Below are 17,052 nucleotides of genomic sequence, written 5' to 3' on the forward strand. Positions count from 1 at the left end.
AATTTGTAATTGACAAATATATATAAACTTTTAAAAAGTTTTAATAAATTGACGCAATATCTTTTTTAACAGATTTATTGAATATGTCCTTAACATGCCAGAACTACCAAAAACACCCTCCGAAGCACTTGAATTCTTAAAGAAGAATAATATAAAATGGGTAGACCTACAGTTTACAGATCTACCTGGAAGACTACAGCATATAACCATTCCTGCATCAGAGTTTACTGAGGAGTCCTTCAAGACTGGATTCGGTAAGCTAGATGGAAGTAGTATAAAAGGCTTTACTACAATTTACGAAAGTGATATGGTTTTGAGGCCGGTTGCTTCTACAATGGCACTAATACCGTGGACACCTGGTGTAGCTAGAGTTATTACTGAAGTTCATTGGGGTGGCGGTAGGGGAAGATTTGAAAGAGATCCGAGAAATATTGCTGAAACTGCTGAGAAACACCAAGAGAACGAGGGATATGTAAGCTTCTTTGGTCCTGAGCTAGAATTTTTCATATTTGATAAAGTAGAGCTTGATGCTGCGTTACCTCAGAGTGGAACAGGTTACAAAGTATATGCTAGAGAAGCTCCTTGGTCTAAAAACGGAAGTTTTATAATAAGGTATAAAGAAGGATATTACCCAGCTCCACCGGTTGATCAAGTAATGGATATAAGGCTAGAAGCTATAAACACGTTAGTAGATTACTTCGGATTCTATATCGAGGCTACACATCATGAAGTAGCTACAGCTGGACAAGGAGAAATAGATTTCAGATTCTCTACAATGGTAGATACAGCTGACAAAGTACAAACACTAAAGTACGTCCTTAAGAACGTAGCTGCTAAGCACGGCATGGTAGCAACATTCATGCCCAAACCCATTTATGGTGATAACGGAACCGGAATGCACACACACTTTAGCCTATGGACTAAGGATGGAAAGAAGAATTTGATGTATGATCCTAATGACGAGTATGCAGAATTAAGCCAGATAGGTAGGTATATTGTAGGTGGATTATTAGAACATGGAAGAGCGTTATCGGCAATAGTGTCTCCTACAACTAATAGTTACAGAAGACTAATCCCAGGCTTTGAAGCTCCAGTATACTTAGTGTGGAGCAAGTCTAATAGAAGCGCAGCAATTAGAATTCCAGCTTACTATAAAGGAATGGAGAAGGCAAAGAGACTCGAATACAGACCTCCAGATCCGTCCTCTAATCCTTACTTAGGATTTGCTGCTATGTTGATGGCTGCTTTAGATGGGATCAAGAAGAAGACTGACCCAGGTGATCCAATAGACGAGAACATATACCATATGAGCGAGGAAAAGAAGAAGCAGTTGAAGATTAAAGAACTACCTAGATCATTAGATGAAGCATTAGATGAGTTAGAGAGTGATAATGAATTCCTTAAGCCTGTATTTAATTCATCAATACTTAGTGCTTACATAGATCTAAAGAGAGAAGAAGCAAGGGTACTGCAACAATATCCACACCCAATGGAAATATACTATTACTTAGATGTCTAAGGCAATAATATACCACTTTTTCTCATATTTCTTCTTATCTCATTTAAGTCTAAATAAGGGTCGAATACGTAATTTTCTACAGATTTCTTTAGTACTGGATAGTCAATGTTAACTATCGAGGAGTAATCTTGTATCCATCTGTCCTTATTGTGCAAGAAAGAGGTAAAAGCTTGCTCATATATCTCTTTGAAATATTCCGAGTCTAATCCGTTTCTAATAGCTAACGTACAGCAATGAAGTGGTTCAAATCTATGAATTATCCTGAAACCTTCATTGGAAAGGATTGTTACGTAAGGCTCCCAAATAGACAACTTTTTAACTTCCTTCTTTCTCATAGCGTTTATCATATCTTCAGGACTAGAGAACTCTATGAGAGAAGCTTCAGGATCATATAATAGAGACCAGAACTCCATGCTTGATAACGATGTTGTTGCTATGTAATTGCAAGAGGGCTCCCCCAATATAGCTCCTCCGCCTTTAGCACCTCCTGCAATGATCTTGAAGTTATTGAAAATTTTCTGAAATAGGAGTTGCGTCACTACGGGTGACAATGCCATATCGAGCTTTCCCATAGAAAGGTCTTTAGTCACTTCCAATCCATTATTGTAGACTTTGACATCTACGCTATAACCTCTGTCTTTTAAAAGTTTTATGAAGGGGATGATGAAGGGGTATTCAGCAGCCTTTATGATACCTAATGTTAGAAATTTTCTGGAGGAGAGTCTGACTATAAGGTTTCTTCCAGCTAGCTTCTTTCTTTCTATTATTCCTTTTTTCTCAAGTTCTGTTAATATTTCCGAGACCCTGCTTTTTGAAATACCTGATAAATTAACAAGGTCAGATTGTTTTAACTCTCCGTATTTTCTTATAAGCTCTAGAATTAATGAGTAACTATTATTGTTATGAGTAGTAATTTTATTATCGTTACTCATTCAATATAAAAAAATTGTCTTTTCCTATAATAAAGTTGATCTCTTTGGCGTTTCTAATAGCCTGAATACGTAGTTTCTTAACGAAGCGTTGTTCTTAAACACTCCTCTAGTGGCTACTGATGTTAAGGTCGCTTCTTTATCCTTTACCCCCCTCACGTAAGCACACATATGTATTGCATCTCCTATAACCATCACTCCCTTAGGCTCTATATCACTGGACATAATCGCATCTGCAACTTGCTCAACTAATCTCTCTTGAATCTGTAGTCTCGACGCGTAATAATTAACTATCCTTATGATTTTGCTGAATCCGGCAACTTTTCTGCTCTGCCCTACAATATACGCTACATGAATTTTACCTATGAAAGGTAACATATGATGTTCGCATAATGAAGAAAAAGACACGTTCTTTACCAATACTATTTGATCCTCTTCGCTACTTCCTCCGTTTTCTTTTAGTGAAAAGACTTTAATGTTAGGTTGAGGAGATCTAATGCCGGAAGTCATTTCTAGCAACGCCTTAGCTACTCTTATAGGCGTTTCCCTAAGTCCTTCCCTATCCGGGTTTTCGCCTAATAACTCTATTATTTCTCTAACTCTTTTTGCAATTTCTTCAACTAATTTCTCTTGGTCAAGTGTTTCTTCCATAACAATAGACTGATTGCGTATGTTAAAATAAAAAGTTTGGTTCAAAAAAATTTGTTACACTATAAAAAGTTCAATTTACAAATACTTATAAACAGTTTCTAAGACTATTGCTTTCTTTTTAGTAACTATTACAGTGTCTTCAATTCTCACTCCGAACTTCCCTTTCAAGTAAATACCCGGCTCTACTGTGATTACCATATTCTCCTTTAAAACGTCGTTAGAAGTAGGGGAGACAGCAGGGAATTCATGAACTTCTATCCCAACTCCGTGTCCCGTAGAATGAATGAAATACTTTCCGAACCCCGCTTTCTCAATTACCCTTCTCGCTGCTAGATCTACTTCTGAAGCCTTTACCCCCTCCTTAATTGTATCTATAGCTTCTAATTGCGCTTGTAGCACAATTTCGTAGATCTTCTTAACCTCCTCAGAATTCCCTTTAATGAACGTTCTGGTGCTATCAAAGCAATAGTTGCGGTACCTAGCCCCTATATCAACTACAGCGTTATCGTTTTCCCTTATTGTTTTATCACTTGGTACGTGATGAGGGAATGCGGAATTTTCACCGAAAGCCACTATTGAAGGAAACGCATAATCTTCTGCTCCTTCATTCCTCATTGTCATATCTATTAGCCCTGCAACTTCTCTCTCTGTAATACCCATGTTCTGGATTTTTTCGCTACCTATTCTCATTGCTGATGTAGTTATATTCCCTGCCTTCTTTATGAGTTCTAATTCCTCTTCCTCCTTTATCGCTCTCATCATAGCTAGTTTTTTCGATATATCTATATAATCTCCAACCTTTTCCTTGAAAGAGAGGTAAAAAGAACTGGAAGAATTTTGCATATCTATTCCTACTTTCTTAGGTGGATTTATTTTATTGACAATAGCGTCAATTAGTCCTCCTTTAAAAACCCTCTCTCCTATCAATGAGTAACTGTAAGATAGTACCTCTATTTTATCACCCACTTTAGCCTCAGCTCTGTTTTTTTCGAGAACAGGTACTATCAAAGTGGGAACCCTGTCACAATATACTAACGCTACGGCATTTCCTATATCGGTCGTGATGTAATCGTAACCGGTAAGGTAGAAGATTGCAGCACCACTTAATACCACACTACACTGTATTCCTTCTTCTTCCATAATCTTATCCAACTTGTTTAATCTCATACTTGTTCACTCCGAATAGGAAATTAGGCTCTCTTATTGATATAGCTAACCTATAAGCATCTCTCAGCGCGGATATTCTCTCCTCCTCTGTATAATTACCTCTTAATATATCTATTATGTCTACACTTCTGTCCTCCTTATACAAACATGTCTTCAGCTTACCGTCTACTGTCAATCTAATTCTATTACATCCTGCACAGAAGAAGGGATTAGCATAAGGTTTGACTACCTCAACTTTAACCTTGCCGTATTGATATCTCGGTCTGTTATGTTTATTCCTAGTACCTAGGAATTTTCCTTTTTCCTTAAGAGTTTTCTTGATCTCGTCAAGGGATACATAGTAATTAAAGGACTCTTTACCCAGCCCTACTGGGTGTAGCTCAATCAAGTGTATCTCGTCTACTCCCAGATTCTCAGCGAGTTCAATAACTTTGAAAACCTCACTAATGTTTTTCCTCGTAACGACAAAGTTCAACTTTATTGGCTTTAAACCTACTTTGTTACATTCTTCTATACCCTTCACAACTTTCTCGAAGCCATTAACTGCAGTTATTTCCTTGAAAAGTTGCGAGGAAGTCGAGTGCAAACTTATATTAACTCTGTCCAATCCGGCATCTTTGAGTTTTCTGGCGATCTTATCTAAGAGAAATCCGTTAGTAGTCATTGAAACTTCTTCTATTCCTACATCTTTTAACTTTCGTATAATCTCTACAATGTCCCTTCTGAGAGTGGGTTCTCCTCCGGTGAGTTTCACGGCTTTTATACCGAATTCTTTCCCGACTTTGGCAACTAAGGATATTTCCTCAGCTGTTAACTCACCACCGTCATTTCCCTCACCTTCCATATGGCAGAAAAAGCATGAGAAGTTACATACGTGTGTAACCGTAACCCTTAAGTCCTCGATCGGCCTCCCGTATTTGTCCTTCATTACTTTTTTATTCTAATTCTGTCCTAATAAGTCAGGATGAAAGAGCTTCTTTGTCCAAAATGCAATATTAGAATGGATTTTATAGGTGAAGCTGAAAGTACTAGCGACGGCAAAAAAGTAGTAAGGTATTTTTACAGATGTCCTGCATGTGGAACAAGAATAAACGACGAAGAAATAGTGATCTCTAAGGATGAGAGAAACGGAGTGACTATAAGTATTTCTCAACAACTTTTCTGAACATAGAAAAATGGAGGAAAGGTATCAAACTTATAAGTCCGATAGCTTTTATTCCTAGAAGTTCTTCAGCTTGTTCCTTAGACAGTTCGTAATTAGAGAATAAAGTCTCAATCGCTTTTCCGAAAGTAAGAGGTTCCTTTATAAAAGTATAAGCTGTGGAAAAAGATATGACAAGCAAGTCCCAACTTCTAAGAGAAATATCCGTGGAAATAATCGCTTGTTCAGCGTCGATAACTGCAATTTTTCCTTGAACTGTAATAAAATTTTCCAACTTTGTATCACCCATAACAAAACCCTCATTGTGTATGTGGCGTAAAGCCTTTCCAAGTTTTTCGAAATGATCTAAATTCCTAATTTCTTCTCCTTCTAGGAACTCTCTGTAAAGGCATATCTGTTCCATATCGAAGTCTATTACTTCAGGTGTTATTATCTCCCTCCATCTATACGTAAAGAAATTTAACTCTCTGTTCATTCTCTCTTCTGGGTCTGAGCTGTAAGGATAATTCCTGAATGATGGTGAGATAAGATACCACTTGAAACTAGTGGATGAACTATAACACTTAATTACCAACTTCTGATTGTCTACCGTAACTATCTTCGTCTGCACGTAAATGTCTTTGAAGAAATCTTCCAGTCGCATTATATTTTAAACTACAGCTTTTATTCTTATTAATTCGCCATCGTCATATACCTCTTCTTGTTTCAGCTTAGAAATTTCTCTTATATCTATATTTCTTGGAGAAAAATCCAATATATCTCCATTTTTGTTTAAAATTATTATGACCTCGGTCACGGGATTAAACTTTAGGGGTATTTCCTTAAAAAACTAATTACACATACTGTGAGAGCTCGTTAGTGTATCTAAACGCATCATCAGGGAATATAAGAACGGTCGCCCCGGTATCGTCTATTAACCCTAATTTCTTAAAAGCCGCAACTGTAGCTCCAGCACTCAAACCTATCAGAATACCGCTCTTTCTAGCTACATCCTTAACCCCCTCTACAGCCTCTTTTAAAGTAACGTCAACTAGCCTATCTATTTTGACCATTTTCAGGAATTTATTATCAGGGGTAACTCTCTTTATTCCCGGAATTCTTTCTCCTTCTGCAGGGTTAACCCCTATTATCTCTATTTGATCACCTCTCTTTTCCTTAAAATACTTCGCTATACCGACCAAATGTCCAGCTGTTCCAGCCGTGGCTATAATTCTCCTCAAGTTGATCCCGGCATTGTTGCACTGTTCTTCAATTTCTTTAGCCGTAGTCTCGTAGTGAGCTAACACATTAACTTCATTATTGAACTGGTCTAGATGCGTATACCCTCCGAAGGAGCTAAGTCTTTTTACTAAAGGCAGTAAATCGTTGGTTGAAGAACCTGCTGAGATTACTTCTGACCCCAGTAACTTCATCAGTACCGGAAACGCTGAAGGTGCAGTAGAAGGGACGAATACAGTAAACTTCACGTTGTAGATAGCTGATAACGCCGATAACGCTATACCGGTATTGCCAGACGTAGCTTCAACAAGGTGCTCTGTTTTCCTTTTTAGTGCTTCTTTGAAGAGAAAGAGCGCAGTCCTATCCTTTATGCTTTGACTTAATGGGTTATAGAATTCGAGTTTGGCCCAGACGTTATTTCCTATATTTAACTTAAGAAGGGGAGTAGGCCACATCCCTTCCATTAGTTCTATTGCATTTGTGAATACGTGGAACTCCTTTGACACAATATTGACCGCCAATTATGTTTAATTTTACTATCAAATTTAAGCATTATTATCTCTCTTTACAACTTTCATCCTTATTACGAATTTGCTACCCTCCTTACTCCATCCCAAATACTGATTGTTCGTCTCTCTACACCACTTCTCTAATTCTGTCACAGCAGCTTCCCACTTAGTTTTGACTATTATTTCCTCACCGTCTTTAGCCTCTCTGAAAGCCCTCAAGACGTTTACAAGAACTACTGGGCAAACGTCCTCACTATCGATTATCATAGGGACAACACCACATCTGATTCTCTTGCCTGGGTTAAAAACGTAATACTTCCTGAAAGTTTTACACCATCTTTAAGCTCTTCCTTACTAGCCCCTATAACCTTAAGACCTACTTCATCTACGTAAAACTCCACACCCTCTTTTATAGCATCGTCAAGCATTTTCTCAGCATCGGTTATCTTAAGCCTTCGCATCTGAAACTTTATGTAGAACCTAGCAAGAAAAGGCATATCTAACTTAGGTTTTGAGGACTTTAAAAAGAGAGCTACTGCTTGAGAAACCACAAAGACTTTAACTTCCCAGTTTAAAGCCCTAGCTGATAAAGCTAGAGTCAAAGCATGATATAGTGCATCTAAATTGTTGTTAGACAGCAAAATTGTAAGCTTAGGCATTCTAATTGATCATTTTCCCAGTAAACTAAAATATTTGTCAAGCATAGATGGACAGTATGAAAATAAGAGCCATCACTATTTTCTTCGTTTCAGAAGATATGGACAAGTTAGCTAGATATACAGATCAGCTCCAGAACATAAAAGACGAAGTAGTATGGACAAAAAGAATAGCGTTTCCCCCAGAGCTAAAGGACTTAGACCGTAAAGTAAATCAAATACCTACGGGAAAAGGTGTAATTTATTCAATCATACACAGAAGAGCTAAAGGTGAACTGAGAAGTATTGCGGACTTTTTATCTACGGATAAATCGTTCTATGCTTCCGTATTACTTAATGATAGTAAGTATATTGACGACGTTGCAAAATTAGTATATTCATTAGACCCCGAAATTGCAACAAGAGTAGCAATACTCGTAAACGAGGAATTCCTAACCACTCCTTACTTTCCAGTTGGTAGCGCTAACACGATAAATGACTCTTTATCTTCCTCGCTAATTTATGTTAGAGAATTCGAGGAGAACAGAGCGGAGAGAGTTCTAGCATTTGCTGACGAATACAGCAAAAAAATAAGCAAGGAAATAGGAATAAGGTATCTAGGTATAGATGCTTCTCTGTCCCCATGGATGGAAGAGAGCACTGGAAGACTAATAGAAAATCATTCCGGAGAGAAGATGTTCTCTTTCGGACAGTTGTACACGGTTGCGAGTATAAATAAGAGGATATTCGAGCTAGTCTGGAGGCTAAAAATAACTCCGATAGGTTTTTCTGAACTCATGTTACCCGTAGCTGAAGACAACGTTTTGATGGAAAGAGTTAGAGAAGGTTCTTTAACCCTATCTCAGCTAATGGCATTGACTTCTGTTTGTGTTGCTGGATTAGATATGATAGCGGTGAAACGAGACATAGAATTATACAAAAAGATCTTAAGGGATTCCATGGCAATCCAGTTTACTAAAAGAAGACCTTACGGAATTAGAATTATTCCGTCTACTGGTGAAGGAGAAATTTACCTTAAAGAGTATGGCAAAATACCCGAGATTAAAATAATCTGATACACATTTAAACTACTTTTATAAACTTTACAAATATATATAACATAGACTAGTGAGTAAAAATGGAGGTTCGTAGAGTTCAGAAATTCGGTAAATCGACACTTATGGTATCATTACCTGCTGAATGGGTAAAAGAGGTAGGATTATCACCAGGGGAGAGTGTATACTTGGAGGTAGATGAAGACGGAAGCCTAAAAGTATATCCACCAAATATGAAACTACAAAACGCAACTAAAGAGGTGAAAGTACTTCTTTCAAACAATATAATGCCCGAAATAGTTACGAGGATAATTTACGGTTTATACATTCTTGGCTTTGACAAGATCGAGATAGAGAGCAAAGACAAGCTGTTTAGTGAAGACATACTGAGAAAGGTGAAAGAAGCAGTAAGAAGTCTAATAGGATATGAAATTACGGTTCAGAACGTGGATTATATTCAAATACAGTCCTTCTTAGATCCCACAAAATACACGATGACAAGCTTACTTAACAGGCTAATTAATAATCTGAAGCAAATGCTCCATTACTTAAGCTTGGGTATAAAAGAGGGTAGTAGGACATTCCTGCAAGAAACAATAGAGTTAGAAAAGGAGGTTGATAGACTTTATTATCTAGCTTTAAGGCAGTTGCTCCTTTCACAATCTAATCGTAGCTTGGCTTACATGATAGGTGTTAAAAGGATACAGCTGATAGGAAATAGAATATTAATAAAGGCGATTGAGGAGTCTGCTGATGAAATAAGTGAAGCTGCTACTGACTTGTTGACTCTCACACCCCAAGAACTTGAAGAAGTCAAAAATTACTGGAACAACATGTTCGATTTAATAGAGCAGTCTACAGCAATAATAGACCATACTATGAAAGTCCTTGCCAAAGAAGACGCTAAATTGATAAACGAGACTATGGAAGAACTCAGAACCCTCAGGAGGGTTTTAATAAGCGAAGCCACAAACATAGAGAATTCAACTTCTAATATAAAGAACTACAGGATACTAATAGCTATAAGGACAGTTAATCTGAGATTATATAACGCTATCAGAAGAATGGAACCCATAGTTGAAATAGCATTTAATAGAAGCTTAGAAAATACTAAGGAAATAGTTATAGACTAATTAGGAAGCTTCTTTAACTGTTCTAGAACATATTCTCTTATTTCTTTTGCAGACGGTAGATCAGTAATTATCTTACCCCTTTCCATTACTTTTTTCAACAGTGGTTTACACTCTGGTCTTGGAGGTTGTACGTCGAGTAATGTAATTACGTCTGTATCTGGAGTATCTCCGCATCTGTACACTTGTTTTGCTCCAGGCCATTTTCCTCTTTTAGTGAAGGGTATCCACTTGCCGTTTTCGAACTTTTCTACAATATCGGCACTGAAATCAACACCTTCAGATGGAGTAGCTATACTTGTTCCGACACCGAAGCCATCAACTACATCCCTTAATTGTATAATATCATCTTCATCTATTCCACCGCTAACGTATATCTTAACGTTAGTAAAACCGTGAATATTGAGAGTCCACCTAACCTCTTGAATTATCTTCCTAAAATTCCCTCTTCTACTTGACGGTGTATCTAACCTGATTCCGTACAACTTATCCTTGAGTAACTGAGCTGCCTTTAGTGCTTCGGTTCTCTCGTCTTCAAAAGTGTCCACAAGCATTATTCTCGCTACATCAGGTGGCATGGCTTCGTCAAAGGCTTTCCACGCCTTTACGTTATCACCTACAGACAGCATTAACGCATGAGGCATAGTTCCCGACGGCTTTACGCCTATAGTTTTTTCATTAAAGGCTCCCGATACGCCATCACAACCTCCTATATAAGCAGCTCTATCCACCATCGGAGCTATAGCCGGGTGAAGCGCTCTTAATCCGAAGAATAAAACTGTCTTGTCTAATGCCAGTCTCTTTATCCTAGCTGCCTTTGTAGATATACTTGAGTAATGTCTTAAAATCCCGAGAAAAGCCGTTTCATAGACACCGAAATCTAAGTAGTTACCTTCTATTATCATAACTGGTTCAATTTCCTTAAAGAGCGTACCTTCAGGCATCGCGTATACTGTTACATCTTTTCCTTCCAGGAGATTTAACACTTCTTCTAGCCCAGTAAAAACTGCCCATTTGTAGTCTTTAGGGAGGCCGTAGGAGTGTATTTCCATTCTAACTTTGACTTCCTTAAGTCCTAAATGCTCTAAAGTTCTTATTGTTCTATCGAAATAAACGTCCGTTATTTCTCCCTTTAGTATCGAAGCCTCATTGGCTATGTAAAATCTCATTATCCATCGAAATTAGAAAGTCAGATTAACTTTTAAACCTTAAATGAGTGATTAGTAGGCGTATGATAACTGTAAATATGGTTCCAGCCGACGAGCTGATCAAAAAGCTCAGCGAGTACTTAAAGGAGAACGTTAAGGAGTTACAACCTCCAGATTGGGCTCTATATGCAAAAACAGCTAGCTTCAAAGAAAGGGTTCCAGATAACTCAGAAAACTGGTGGTATATAAGGGCTGCTTCATTGCTCAGGAGAGTTTATATGCAACAGCCTTTAGGAGTAGGTGAGACGAGAAGGATTTATGGAGGATTAAAGAGGAGAGGGACTAGACCACCTATATCAGTAAGAGCTCCTGGTCACGCTAACCGCCTTATATTCCGTCAGCTTGAGAAAGCCGGGTTAATTGTTAAGACAAAACAAGGTAGAGTTCTCTCTCCTAAAGGAAGGTCGCTTTTGGACAAATTATCATACGAAATATTTAAAGAGCTGGCTGACAAAAGAACTGATTTGAAAAAGTATTTAGAGTAATTAGGTGATTATTATGAGTGACGAGTACGATGAAGAACTTCAAGAGTTATTAAGAAGGAAAGCAGTAGAACAGCAGAGAAGAGCCTTAGAAGAACAACAAAGAAAAGCCGAACTTGAAGCTAAGAAAGAAGCAATTTTACGAGTTATACTAACACCAGAAGCTAGGCAAAGGTTAGCAAATGTAAAGCTCGTTAAGCCAGAAATAGCTGAAGCTATTGAGAATCAACTAATAGCCTTAGCACAAGCAGGGAGAATTCAAGCTCCTATAACTGATGAGGAGTTAAAGGAAATTTTAGCACAACTCACCTCTCAAACTAAAAAAGATTTCAAAATAACAATTAAGGAAAGGGGATGGAAATGAGTAAGCATAAACCTTTAGGCAAAAAACTGAGACTCGCAAAAGCGATTAAAAGTAACTCAGCAATTCCAGCTTGGGTAGTTTTAAAAACTAATGCTAAAATCAGATTTAACCCTCTCAAAAGGAATTGGAGAAGGAGTAGCCTGAAGGTGTAATGAGATGTCTGAACAAAACAAGCAGGAAGTACAAGAAGTTCAAAACCAACAAACTAGTACTCAACAACAAGTAGAACAACAACCCCAAAAGCAGACCGAAGTTAATCAAGAGGCACAACAAGAGAAGAAGAGCGAGAAGAGGGAGCAAAAAACTGCTGAGAAAAAGAGGGCTAAGAAAGAAAAGGACAATTTCGAGATGGTAGTAAACTTCAGAAGAGCATTCATGGGTAGAAGAACCGTGAGAACTAGAAGGGCACTTAACATGATCAGAAACATTGTCAAAAGACATTTTGATGCAGAGAGAGTTATAATCGATCCAATATTGGCTAGAGCAGTATCTACTAACGGTAAGGATAAGATTGTGAGGAAAGTAAGGATAAATGTTAGAAAGGTAGGGGAAAAGATATATTTAGTTACTCTCGCACTTAAGAGTGAATGAATTTAGACAAGCTTTCAATATTCGGGACGGATAATATAGGAATATATGTTTTTACTAATGATAAGTATACTATTTTACCTAAGATAGAAGACAAGCTAGTTCTAGATAAGATTCAGGAAGTTTTGAAGACCGAGATAATCCAGACTACAGTGGCTAAGAGTGTTCTTGTAGGTATTTTGGTCTCTGGTAACAACGATGTGATCGTTCTGCCTAAGACTGTTACAGACGACGAATACCAAAGCATAAAGCAACAAGCCAAAGATGTGAGAGTTGAGATCTTAGATATTAAGCCTACAGCATTAGGTAACATAATACTCATGAACTCACATGCTGCTTTATTGTATAAAGAACTGACAGACGTAGAGGTAGAGAAGATTAGAAAGGTTATTCCTGTTGAAGCCGTGAAGAGGGGTAGCATAGCTAATATAATCACTGTGGGTTCTGTAGGAGTCGTGACTGACAAAGCAGGGTTAGTTCATGTAGACGTTACAGAAGAGGAGCTAACTGAACTGTCTGAATTCTTCAAGGTAAAATTAGATACGGGCACTGTTAATTTCGGAAGCGTCTTTATAAGGAGTGGGCTAGTTGCAAACAAGAACGGAGTCCTTGTTGGTTCGTCCACTACTGGACCAGAGATTTTAAGAATCCAAAGAGCATTTAATGATTGATGTCCGAGATCAAAATTTTCATGGTCAGAGGAACGGCATTATTTAACGAGTCTAGATTTCCCACAAGGCAAAAATTCGTTAAGTACATTAGGGCATTAAATGAGAAACAAGCACTAGAAAAAATATGCAGTGATTTCGGAAGCAAAAACAAGATTAAGAGGTATAACATTAAAATTGAGGAAATGAGGGAGGTCAAACCTGAAGAGATAAACGATAAGACAATAAGAGATTTAGTAAAGTTAGAAAAGATAATATTGTGAGTAGCATGAGTGAGAGAGAACAAAGCGGACAAATAGCCATAGATGTAGGGGCTCTTTACCAGCAGGCAGTGGAACTTAAAGAGTATATAGATACTCTCCAGAAAACCTTAACTGAGGTCTTAGACTCAATTGAGTCAGTTAAATCCTCAAAAAGTGCAATAGATGAGATAGGTAAAGGTAATCAGGAGTATATAATGATCGGAGATAGGAAAGGCAATGTCATGTTTAAGGTGAGTAATATAAACAACGTGAAAGTAATAGTCCACTTAGGAATGCAGTACTTTATAGAAGTAGATCCACAGACTGCAAAGAAAATACTAGACGATAAAGAAAAAGAACTAAACGATTATTCTAAGGCTTTACAAGCCGAACTGGCTAAATCAATAGAGGCTTATAACCAGCTGGCACAAGTTCTATCCGCTATCCAAGCCCAAGCTCAAACAGGTGAATAATTTTGTTTCGATAAATTAAAGAAAGCACTTTCTAATTTTTTAGGTAAAGTAACAGGAAAAGAGGAAGAGGAGAAAAAACCCGATCAGGAGGAAAAAGTTGGAATCCAACAAAATGTTCAAATCCCCCAAGAAACAACTCAACAGAAAGCGAAAGAAGATCAAAAACCTCTACAAGAACCGAAACCTCAACCTCTTCCTCCTCAACCCACTGACCAAATCTCTCAACCTAATACTCAGTCTCCTCCGCAATCCGTAACGGAAAAACTTAAAGAGGAAAAGAAGGCTGAGGAGAAGTCTAAATCACGTTTCTCTTTCTTCGATTTCCTCAAATATAAGACTATAAAGGAGGATGACATAACAGAATTAATTGAAGAATTTAGATACCAACTTCTCGAGGCTGACGTCTCCTATGAAGTGTCGGAAAAGATACTAGAAGACCTTAAAAACTCCCTAGTAGGAAAGAAGGTTAGTAGAAGCGAGGAGATAGAGAAAATAATAACAGATTCTCTAAAAAAATCTATAGAAGAGATCCTTACAAAAAACAGAGGCTTCGATCTAGTAAAAGAAATAAAAAGCAAAGGTAAGAAGCCTTACGTGATTGTCTTCTTCGGCGTAAACGGTGTTGGAAAAACCACGACAATAGCTAAAGTAGCGTACATGCTGAAGAAAAACGGTATCAGTTCCATTATAGCTGCGTCCGACACCTTCAGGGCAGCTGCTCAAGAACAACTGGCTTATCACGCCCAAAAGCTCGAAATACCCCTAGTTAGGGGGAAATACGGTGGGGATCCTGCTGCAGTCGCATTTGACGCCATAAATTCTGCAAAAAGCAGAAACATAGACGTGGTGCTAATTGACACTGCGGGAAGGATGCACGTTGACGCTGACTTAGTTGAAGAGCTCAAGAGAGTTGTAAGAATAACAAAGCCGGACTTAAGGATATTAGTCCTAGATTCACTTGCTGGTAACGACGCTCTTGAACAAGCTAGATATTTCGAGAATAATATCGGCTATGACGCAGTAATACTCACTAAAGTGGACGCTGACGCAAAAGGAGGAATAGTTTTGTCATTAGCTTACGATATTAAGAAACCCGTGATCTACTTGGGAGTAGGACAAGAATATGACAGTTTAGTCCCCTTCGATCCGGACTGGTTTATAAAGAGAATATTTCAGTAGTTAAAGTTAAAATTATGGTCAAAAACTATCTACATATGGCATTGTTAGAGTCCCTTAAAAAACTCAAGGACGATTGGAAACTGATAACCAGCGTAGCTAAAAAACCTGACAAGGATATGTTAAACTACAACATTAAGCTTACACTACTTGTAATCGGAGTTGTCGGGATCCTCGCGTATATAATACAACTTACCGTTACCCTAATTATAAAATAGGTGAATATGGTGGAAGCACCAAAATTCAGGAACTATTACGCAGTAAGAGTTACGGCTGGTCAGGAAATAAACGTAGCCTTGATGATCGAAGAGAGGATCAAAACAAATAGCGTTAAAGAGATTTATTCAATTATTGTCCCGCCCAACGTCAAGGGTTATGTCATTGTAGAAGCCTCTGGTCCACATGTAGTAAAACTGGTAGCTACTGGTATAAGACACGTAAAAGGAGTAGCCCATGGATTAGTCCAAAAAGAAGATGTAGTCAAATTCGTCTCTAAGACCATCGCAATACCTACTGTGAAAGAGGGCGATATAGTAGAGATTGTGAGCGGCCCTTTTAGAGGTATGCAAGCGGAAGTAAAGAGATTAGATAGTGCAAAGAATGAAGTAGTTTTAAATATTTTGGAATCATCATTTCCTCTTCAGGTTACAGTCCCCCTTGACCAGGTTAAACCCGTTAAAAAGTAAGGTGATAAGCTTATGCCCACAAAGTCAATAAAAATCGTAGTTGAAGGAGGAAACGCAAAGCCAGGCCCACCACTGGGTCCTACGCTCTCACAACTAGGACTAAATGTAGGTGAAGTGGTAAAGAAAATAAATGAGGCAACATCTCAATTTAAAGGCATGACAGTACCTATAACTATAGAAATTGACACTTCCACCAAGAAGTACGAGATAAAGGTAGGTGTTCCAACCACCACATCCTTACTTCTCAAAACTGTAGGTGCTGAAGCACCTTCTGGTGACCCCGAGCACAAGAAGATAGGGAACTTAAAGATGGAGCAGATAATTGACGTAGCAATAAAGAAAAAGCCGCAGTTAACAGCTAAAACCCTAAAGGCTGCAGTAAAGAGCATTCTAGGGACTGCGAGATCAATAGGAATTACAGTAGAGGGTAAAGACCCAAAGATGGTCGTAAAAGAGGTAGAACAAGGTAAATATGATGATTTATTAACCAAATATGAGCAAAAATGGAATGAGGTAGAAGGGTGAAATTATGATCGCCGACAGAAATAGTCTAGTGGAAGCGTTGAAACAAGCACTAGACCCTTCAAACAATCCTAAGAGGAACTTCACTCAGAGCGTTGACATAATAGTAACCTTTAAAGGAGTGGATATGAAAAAAGGAGAAATAAAACTAAGGGAGATAGTCCCATTACCTAAGGCTCCTACAAAGGCTAGGAAAGTTCTCGTAGTACCTTCCTTTGAGCAGTTAGAATCAGTTAAGAAAGCCCAACCTAACGTCATCCTAACTAAAGAAGAGTTACAAAAGTTACAAGGACAGAAGAGGCCAGTGAAGAAACTCGCGAGACAGAACGACTGGTTCTTGATATCTCAGGACTCCATGGCATTAGCCGGTAGGATAATAGGACCCGCACTGGGTCCTAGAGGAAAGTTCCCGGTTCCCCTTCCAAACTCTTCTGACGTCTCAGAGTATGTTAATAGATTTAAGAGATCAACACTAGTTAAGACAAAAGACCAGCCCCATGTTCAAGCTTTCATAGGAACTGAAGATATGAAGCCTGAAGATCTAGCAGACAATGCCTTAGCTGTACTTAACGCTATCGAAAATAAGACTAGAGTTGAAGGTATTTTGAGAGCGATATATGTAAAAACCACTATGGGTAAAGTAGTAAAAGTTAATGTGAAGTGATTAA

26 protein-coding genes are annotated in these 17,052 nt (G+C 38.1%); 16 read left to right on the top strand and 10 right to left on the bottom strand.

From position 1 onward, the window contains the following. The first annotated feature begins 94 nt into the window (after positions 1–94). The gene (gene glnA, locus D1868_RS02875) at positions 95–1,519 is read left to right on the top strand and encodes a type I glutamate--ammonia ligase (protein WP_156005376.1); all 1,425 of its coding nucleotides are present in this window, start codon (positions 95–97) and stop codon (positions 1,517–1,519) included. On the opposite strand, the gene D1868_RS02880 is transcribed toward glnA, so the two are convergent. The 4 genes from D1868_RS02880 to moaA all read right to left on the bottom strand — a co-directional run bounded on the left by D1868_RS02880 (position 1,516) and on the right by moaA (position 5,194). Then, positions 1,516–2,451 (bottom strand): MarR family transcriptional regulator, encoded by a 936-nt coding sequence (locus tag D1868_RS02880; RefSeq protein ID WP_156005379.1) that lies wholly within the window; start codon positions 2,449–2,451, stop codon positions 1,516–1,518. The genes glnA and D1868_RS02880 overlap by 4 nt on opposite strands. Before the next feature lie 24 nt (positions 2,452–2,475). Beyond that, on the bottom strand, positions 2,476–3,099 hold the full coding sequence (gene folE / locus D1868_RS02885) for a GTP cyclohydrolase I (protein WP_156005381.1): 624 nt from the start codon (positions 3,097–3,099) through the stop codon (positions 2,476–2,478). A gap of 75 nt (positions 3,100–3,174) precedes the next feature. Next, positions 3,175–4,266 carry an aminopeptidase P family protein gene (locus D1868_RS02890; protein WP_156005383.1) on the bottom strand — a complete coding sequence of 364 codons (1,092 nt, stop codon included), beginning with the start codon at positions 4,264–4,266 and terminating at the stop codon, positions 3,175–3,177. Further along, positions 4,244–5,194 (bottom strand): GTP 3',8-cyclase MoaA, encoded by a 951-nt coding sequence (moaA, locus tag D1868_RS02895; protein WP_156005385.1) that lies wholly within the window; start codon positions 5,192–5,194, stop codon positions 4,244–4,246. The genes D1868_RS02890 and moaA overlap by 23 nt, the downstream gene beginning before the upstream one ends. A 36-nt stretch (positions 5,195–5,230) precedes the next feature. Here moaA and D1868_RS02900 point away from each other — a divergent pair, with 36 nt between their 5' ends. Continuing rightward, positions 5,231–5,431, top strand: coding sequence for a hypothetical protein (locus D1868_RS02900; protein ID WP_156005387.1), 201 nt, complete (start codon positions 5,231–5,233; stop codon positions 5,429–5,431). On the opposite strand, the gene D1868_RS02905 is transcribed toward D1868_RS02900, so the two are convergent. The 5 genes from D1868_RS02905 to D1868_RS02920 are packed head-to-tail and all read right to left on the bottom strand — an operon-like array spanning position 5,403 to position 7,814. Further along, positions 5,403–6,071 carry a BUD32 family EKC/KEOPS complex subunit gene (locus tag D1868_RS02905; RefSeq protein ID WP_156005389.1) on the bottom strand — a complete coding sequence of 223 codons (669 nt, stop codon included), beginning with the start codon at positions 6,069–6,071 and terminating at the stop codon, positions 5,403–5,405. The two genes, D1868_RS02900 and D1868_RS02905, sit on opposite strands and share 29 nt — an antisense overlap. Positions 6,072–6,077: 6 nt before the next feature. Then, a complete protein-coding gene (locus D1868_RS10905; RefSeq protein WP_196770264.1) occupies positions 6,078–6,224 on the bottom strand; it encodes a hypothetical protein in 147 nt (48 codons plus the stop codon). A 37-nt stretch (positions 6,225–6,261) separates the two neighbouring features. After that, positions 6,262–7,152 (bottom strand): cysteine synthase family protein, encoded by an 891-nt coding sequence (locus D1868_RS02910; RefSeq protein ID WP_196770295.1) that lies wholly within the window; start codon positions 7,150–7,152, stop codon positions 6,262–6,264. A 39-nt stretch (positions 7,153–7,191) separates the two neighbouring features. Continuing rightward, complete coding sequence (locus D1868_RS02915) at positions 7,192–7,422, bottom strand: sulfurtransferase TusA family protein (protein ID WP_156005391.1); 231 nt, start codon at positions 7,420–7,422, stop codon at positions 7,192–7,194. Continuing rightward, the gene (locus D1868_RS02920) at positions 7,419–7,814 is read right to left on the bottom strand and encodes a DsrE family protein (RefSeq protein WP_156005394.1); all 396 of its coding nucleotides are present in this window, start codon (positions 7,812–7,814) and stop codon (positions 7,419–7,421) included. Before D1868_RS02920 ends, D1868_RS02915 begins: the two co-directional genes overlap by 4 nt. A gap of 56 nt (positions 7,815–7,870) precedes the next feature. Here D1868_RS02920 and D1868_RS02925 point away from each other — a divergent pair, with 56 nt between their 5' ends. Together D1868_RS02925 and D1868_RS02930 are read left to right on the top strand one after the other, a co-directional pair. Beyond that, positions 7,871–8,866 (top strand): DUF711 family protein, encoded by a 996-nt coding sequence (locus tag D1868_RS02925; protein WP_156005396.1) that lies wholly within the window; start codon positions 7,871–7,873, stop codon positions 8,864–8,866. A gap of 62 nt (positions 8,867–8,928) precedes the next feature. Next, positions 8,929–9,978, top strand: a complete 1,050-nt coding sequence (locus D1868_RS02930; protein ID WP_156005398.1) for a phosphate signaling complex PhoU family protein — start codon at positions 8,929–8,931, stop codon at positions 9,976–9,978. Here the strand turns inward: D1868_RS02930 and D1868_RS02935 are convergent. Further along, a complete protein-coding gene (locus D1868_RS02935) occupies positions 9,975–11,144 on the bottom strand; it encodes a nicotinate phosphoribosyltransferase (protein WP_156005400.1) in 1,170 nt (389 codons plus the stop codon). The genes D1868_RS02930 and D1868_RS02935 overlap by 4 nt on opposite strands. A 62-nt stretch (positions 11,145–11,206) precedes the next feature. Here D1868_RS02935 and D1868_RS02940 point away from each other — a divergent pair, with 62 nt between their 5' ends. From D1868_RS02940 to D1868_RS02995, 12 genes are all read left to right on the top strand, one after another. Further along, positions 11,207–11,668, top strand: coding sequence for a 30S ribosomal protein S19e (locus tag D1868_RS02940; protein WP_156005402.1), 462 nt, complete (start codon positions 11,207–11,209; stop codon positions 11,666–11,668). Between the two features lie 13 nt (positions 11,669–11,681). Beyond that, the gene (locus D1868_RS02945) at positions 11,682–12,029 is read left to right on the top strand and encodes a DNA-binding protein (protein ID WP_156005404.1); all 348 of its coding nucleotides are present in this window, start codon (positions 11,682–11,684) and stop codon (positions 12,027–12,029) included. Then, positions 12,026–12,181: a 50S ribosomal protein L39e gene (locus D1868_RS02950; RefSeq protein ID WP_196770265.1), complete on the top strand. Its 156-nt coding sequence runs from the start codon at positions 12,026–12,028 to the stop codon at positions 12,179–12,181. Before D1868_RS02945 ends, D1868_RS02950 begins: the two co-directional genes overlap by 4 nt. A gap of 196 nt (positions 12,182–12,377) precedes the next feature. Then, a complete protein-coding gene (locus D1868_RS11015) occupies positions 12,378–12,620 on the top strand; it encodes a 50S ribosomal protein L31e (protein WP_231112486.1) in 243 nt (80 codons plus the stop codon). Further along, on the top strand, positions 12,617–13,288 hold the full coding sequence (locus D1868_RS02960) for a translation initiation factor IF-6 (RefSeq protein WP_156005410.1): 672 nt from the start codon (positions 12,617–12,619) through the stop codon (positions 13,286–13,288). Before D1868_RS11015 ends, D1868_RS02960 begins: the two co-directional genes overlap by 4 nt. Then, positions 13,288–13,548: a 50S ribosomal protein L18Ae gene (gene rpl18a / locus D1868_RS02965; RefSeq protein WP_156005412.1), complete on the top strand. Its 261-nt coding sequence runs from the start codon at positions 13,288–13,290 to the stop codon at positions 13,546–13,548. Before D1868_RS02960 ends, rpl18a begins: the two co-directional genes overlap by 1 nt. Positions 13,549–13,553: 5 nt before the next feature. Then, complete coding sequence (gene pfdA / locus D1868_RS02970) at positions 13,554–14,000, top strand: prefoldin subunit alpha (protein ID WP_156005414.1); 447 nt, start codon at positions 13,554–13,556, stop codon at positions 13,998–14,000. A 216-nt stretch (positions 14,001–14,216) separates the two neighbouring features. Next, positions 14,217–15,179 (top strand): signal recognition particle-docking protein FtsY, encoded by a 963-nt coding sequence (ftsY, locus tag D1868_RS02975; protein WP_231112487.1) that lies wholly within the window; start codon positions 14,217–14,219, stop codon positions 15,177–15,179. 35 nt (positions 15,180–15,214) lie between these two features. After that, a complete protein-coding gene (locus D1868_RS02980; RefSeq protein WP_156005416.1) occupies positions 15,215–15,394 on the top strand; it encodes a SecE/sec61-gamma family protein translocase subunit in 180 nt (59 codons plus the stop codon). A 9-nt stretch (positions 15,395–15,403) separates the two neighbouring features. Continuing rightward, positions 15,404–15,862, top strand: coding sequence for a transcription elongation factor Spt5 (locus D1868_RS02985; RefSeq protein ID WP_156005418.1), 459 nt, complete (start codon positions 15,404–15,406; stop codon positions 15,860–15,862). 12 nt (positions 15,863–15,874) lie between these two features. Then, on the top strand, positions 15,875–16,387 hold the full coding sequence (locus D1868_RS02990) for a 50S ribosomal protein L11 (protein WP_156005420.1): 513 nt from the start codon (positions 15,875–15,877) through the stop codon (positions 16,385–16,387). A 4-nt stretch (positions 16,388–16,391) separates the two neighbouring features. Continuing rightward, positions 16,392–17,048, top strand: coding sequence for a 50S ribosomal protein L1 (locus D1868_RS02995; RefSeq protein ID WP_156005422.1), 657 nt, complete (start codon positions 16,392–16,394; stop codon positions 17,046–17,048). Positions 17,049–17,052: the final 4 nt, after the last annotated feature.

It is taken from the genome of Stygiolobus azoricus (assembly GCF_009729035.1).
Lineage (GTDB): Archaea > Thermoproteota > Thermoprotei_A > Sulfolobales > Sulfolobaceae > Stygiolobus > Stygiolobus azoricus.

What these genes read in the sequence shown, in the direction of transcription:
- D1868_RS02980 (WP_156005416.1), top strand. Translation starts at nt 15,215, where the DNA reads ATGGCATTGTTAGAGTCCCTTAAAAAACTCAAGGACGATTGGAAACTG.
- D1868_RS02880 (WP_156005379.1), bottom strand. Translation starts at nt 2,451, where the DNA reads ATGAGTAACGATAATAAAATTACTACTCATAACAATAATAGTTACTCA.
- D1868_RS02925 (WP_156005396.1), top strand. Translation starts at nt 7,871, where the DNA reads ATGAAAATAAGAGCCATCACTATTTTCTTCGTTTCAGAAGATATGGAC.
- folE (WP_156005381.1), bottom strand. Translation starts at nt 3,099, where the DNA reads ATGGAAGAAACACTTGACCAAGAGAAATTAGTTGAAGAAATTGCAAAA.
- D1868_RS02960 (WP_156005410.1), top strand. Translation starts at nt 12,617, where the DNA reads ATGAATTTAGACAAGCTTTCAATATTCGGGACGGATAATATAGGAATA.
- D1868_RS02950 (WP_196770265.1), top strand. Translation starts at nt 12,026, where the DNA reads ATGAGTAAGCATAAACCTTTAGGCAAAAAACTGAGACTCGCAAAAGCG.
- pfdA (WP_156005414.1), top strand. Translation starts at nt 13,554, where the DNA reads ATGAGTGAGAGAGAACAAAGCGGACAAATAGCCATAGATGTAGGGGCT.
- D1868_RS02995 (WP_156005422.1), top strand. Translation starts at nt 16,392, where the DNA reads ATGATCGCCGACAGAAATAGTCTAGTGGAAGCGTTGAAACAAGCACTA.
- D1868_RS02920 (WP_156005394.1), bottom strand. Translation starts at nt 7,814, where the DNA reads ATGCCTAAGCTTACAATTTTGCTGTCTAACAACAATTTAGATGCACTA.
- D1868_RS02935 (WP_156005400.1), bottom strand. Translation starts at nt 11,144, where the DNA reads ATGAGATTTTACATAGCCAATGAGGCTTCGATACTAAAGGGAGAAATA.
- D1868_RS11015 (WP_231112486.1), top strand. Translation starts at nt 12,378, where the DNA reads ATGGTAGTAAACTTCAGAAGAGCATTCATGGGTAGAAGAACCGTGAGA.
- D1868_RS02905 (WP_156005389.1), bottom strand. Translation starts at nt 6,071, where the DNA reads ATGCGACTGGAAGATTTCTTCAAAGACATTTACGTGCAGACGAAGATA.
- D1868_RS02945 (WP_156005404.1), top strand. Translation starts at nt 11,682, where the DNA reads ATGAGTGACGAGTACGATGAAGAACTTCAAGAGTTATTAAGAAGGAAA.
- D1868_RS02930 (WP_156005398.1), top strand. Translation starts at nt 8,929, where the DNA reads ATGGAGGTTCGTAGAGTTCAGAAATTCGGTAAATCGACACTTATGGTA.
- glnA (WP_156005376.1), top strand. Translation starts at nt 95, where the DNA reads ATGCCAGAACTACCAAAAACACCCTCCGAAGCACTTGAATTCTTAAAG.
- D1868_RS02890 (WP_156005383.1), bottom strand. Translation starts at nt 4,266, where the DNA reads ATGAGATTAAACAAGTTGGATAAGATTATGGAAGAAGAAGGAATACAG.
- rpl18a (WP_156005412.1), top strand. Translation starts at nt 13,288, where the DNA reads ATGTCCGAGATCAAAATTTTCATGGTCAGAGGAACGGCATTATTTAAC.
- D1868_RS02915 (WP_156005391.1), bottom strand. Translation starts at nt 7,422, where the DNA reads ATGATAATCGATAGTGAGGACGTTTGCCCAGTAGTTCTTGTAAACGTC.
- D1868_RS02940 (WP_156005402.1), top strand. Translation starts at nt 11,207, where the DNA reads ATGATAACTGTAAATATGGTTCCAGCCGACGAGCTGATCAAAAAGCTC.
- D1868_RS02990 (WP_156005420.1), top strand. Translation starts at nt 15,875, where the DNA reads ATGCCCACAAAGTCAATAAAAATCGTAGTTGAAGGAGGAAACGCAAAG.
- D1868_RS02900 (WP_156005387.1), top strand. Translation starts at nt 5,231, where the DNA reads ATGAAAGAGCTTCTTTGTCCAAAATGCAATATTAGAATGGATTTTATA.
- moaA (WP_156005385.1), bottom strand. Translation starts at nt 5,194, where the DNA reads ATGAAGGACAAATACGGGAGGCCGATCGAGGACTTAAGGGTTACGGTT.